Origin of the sequence: Vibrio sp. SALL6 (assembly GCF_002002385.1) — a bacterium.
Taxonomy (GTDB): Bacteria; Pseudomonadota; Gammaproteobacteria; order Enterobacterales; family Vibrionaceae; genus Vibrio; species Vibrio parahaemolyticus.
In genome coordinates, this window is the sequence record NZ_MQVK01000062.1 from 1 (window position 1) to 2,175 (window position 2,175).

The 2,175-nt window shown below is 39.7% G+C and carries 3 protein-coding genes; all 3 read left to right on the plus strand.

Going from position 1 to position 2,175, the window contains the following annotated elements; genetic code table 11:
* Nucleotides 1–192 precede the first annotated feature (192 nt).
* The 3 genes from BIW15_RS23775 (at nucleotide 193) to BIW15_RS23790 (ending at nucleotide 2,173) form a co-directional block, all read left to right on the plus strand.
* Entirely contained in the window at nucleotides 193–660 is a 468-nt protein-coding gene (locus tag BIW15_RS23775) for an NUDIX domain-containing protein (RefSeq protein ID WP_077281737.1), read from the plus strand.
* 167 nt (nucleotides 661–827) lie between these two features.
* The gene (locus BIW15_RS23785; protein ID WP_143694976.1) at nucleotides 828–1,742 is read left to right on the plus strand and encodes a hypothetical protein; all 915 of its coding nucleotides are present in this window, start codon (nucleotides 828–830) and stop codon (nucleotides 1,740–1,742) included.
* 122 nt (nucleotides 1,743–1,864) lie between these two features.
* Nucleotides 1,865–2,173 carry a hypothetical protein gene (locus BIW15_RS23790; protein WP_029823848.1) on the plus strand — a complete coding sequence of 103 codons (309 nt, stop codon included), beginning with the start codon at nucleotides 1,865–1,867 and terminating at the stop codon, nucleotides 2,171–2,173.
* Nucleotides 2,174–2,175: the final 2 nt, after the last annotated feature.

A 2,175-nucleotide genomic window follows, 5' to 3' on the forward strand; every position in this document is an offset into this window, starting at 1 on the left:
TGCTTTAATTGTTTACTTGATAAATATAGTTCTTGCCTCGTGGGGAGTTGTTTTATAACAAACTGTTCAAGAGGGATTCGCAACGCGTGGCATTTTTACTATGCGTTGACTTTAGTGGTTAAGGTGGTTTGCGGCGGTTTCGGTATTGCGTTGCTCACCCCTTAACAGGGCGTTAGCTTTCAAGGAGGAAAATTGAGCGCGAGTGACTATATCAAAGAAATTCGTTCCAAAATTGGAACCATGCCGTTACTTATCCCTAGCGTGGCGGGTGTCATTTTAAATGAAAACCAAGAGTTACTGCTTCAACAGAAATCAGATAATACATGGAGTCTTCCTGCCGGAATGATTGAACCTCAAGAATCTCCAGTTCAAGCATTGGTTAGGGAAGTTCGTGAGGAAACTGGCTTAGTTGTTAAAGTAGAGCGTCTACTTGGTGTATTTGGCGGTGAGGGTTTTGGATTCACTTATCCAAATGGCGATCAAGTTGAGTACACCGTAATCATGTTTAAATGTGTGGCAGACAGTCAGCTACAAACTGCAACCGACGATGAAACAGTGGCTTTAAAATGGTTTTCAAAGGGTAACTTGCCAAAGCTTGAGCTACCTTACCCGATAGAGTGTTTGTTTGCAGAAAATGATTCAGTGTATTTCGTTGGCTAGAAAGCTAACAAGTTGCTTAAGTGTGATTCAGCACGCGTGGCATTTTTAATATGCGGTAGTTTTCGTGTTGAAGTGCCATGCAGATGCTTGATCATTACGTGCTTCACACCTTAGCAAAGCGTTATACCATTTAAATGAGAGATAGCTATTTGAAATATAGGAACTTTTTGAGCCAGAATTTTTGGCTATGGTTTTTACCTTGGAATGGGCTGTTTATTTTCAGTTTATGCTTATTTTTAAATGATATAGAGTTAGGTAAATTTCTTCTATCATTTGCTGGCACTAGCTTGATCGCATTGCTCACAGCAATGGCAGCATTCAATAATATGGACGTAAATGAACAGAAGAAAAGAGCAAGGGATGAATATTTAGCATACGTAGATTTGCTACAGATTGTATGTGAACGCTACTATCTTCTTCGAAACCTAATTGGTCACTCTAATCGAAATAGTCAGATGGACTGGTTTTGTCGAGGGTTGTTTACTCCATACATAGTTCCAGTTACTGACTTTAAAAGTGCAGACTTTGGACGTTTTTATTTTCTTTCACGAAAGATGACAGGCAAGCATATTGTTGGTACAGAGGTAGAAGAAAATTTGCAAGCCTTCAATACTGTCTATTACACCCAGCTGGAAGGTAACTTAAAGGCTATATTGAACTCAATTCAGCGTAGAAATGACCTTTATGAAGAGAAAATACTCCCTGTACTAACGACGTTAAAATATCTTGGACAAGGTTCTCATTCCATTCAAGCAAATGATTTCGAAAATGGCTTGTCTTATTTTGAGTTTACTAACTTTCTTCAGTTCTCCGAAGAAATTAATAAGCATTTATGTGAATTAATCCAAGACTATAAAAAAGTGGCAGAAACACTGGCAAACGAAGCCCGAGACCTATTTGACGAAGAAATACTTGCAGAAAATGGTGGCTTTACATCTGTGCACTTTCCAGAAAAAGAGCAACCAGTATATATTCCTTTGTCGGAGCAGCAGTTAGCACTACTCAATGCTTCGAATTACCCTTTAAAAAGCTATAAAGATCGAAATCAAGTCGCCTTTGAGTTCGTGGGTAAAATGGTATAACAAAGCATTTAAGAGTGATTCGCAACGCTTGGCGCTTTCGCTTCGCTCAAGTATAGCCAAGCGCCGCTCACACCTTAATGCGGCGTTAGCAGACAAAAGTAAATCAAGGAAGAGAGCACGTTATGTCTGATAAAGTAATTAAGTCTTCAACAGCTACAATTCAAGTCGGTGCGACTAAAGCAGATGGGAAATTAGAACTAACGGAGTCGGATTTAATTTTTATTCCGTACAACGAAACGTTGGGTTTTGGTCCATATCAATTAAAGCGCCAAGACATTGCTGCCGTAGCCAAGTGCTTGGGCAAAGGTGGTGGTGTAATTCCAATCACTACGGATGCATTTCGCATAAAACTAGCCAACAATACGTGCTACGAGTTTATTGTAGCGAAGCCAGAGCAATGGATAGATGCACTAGGTGAAATTGTCAGCTAACA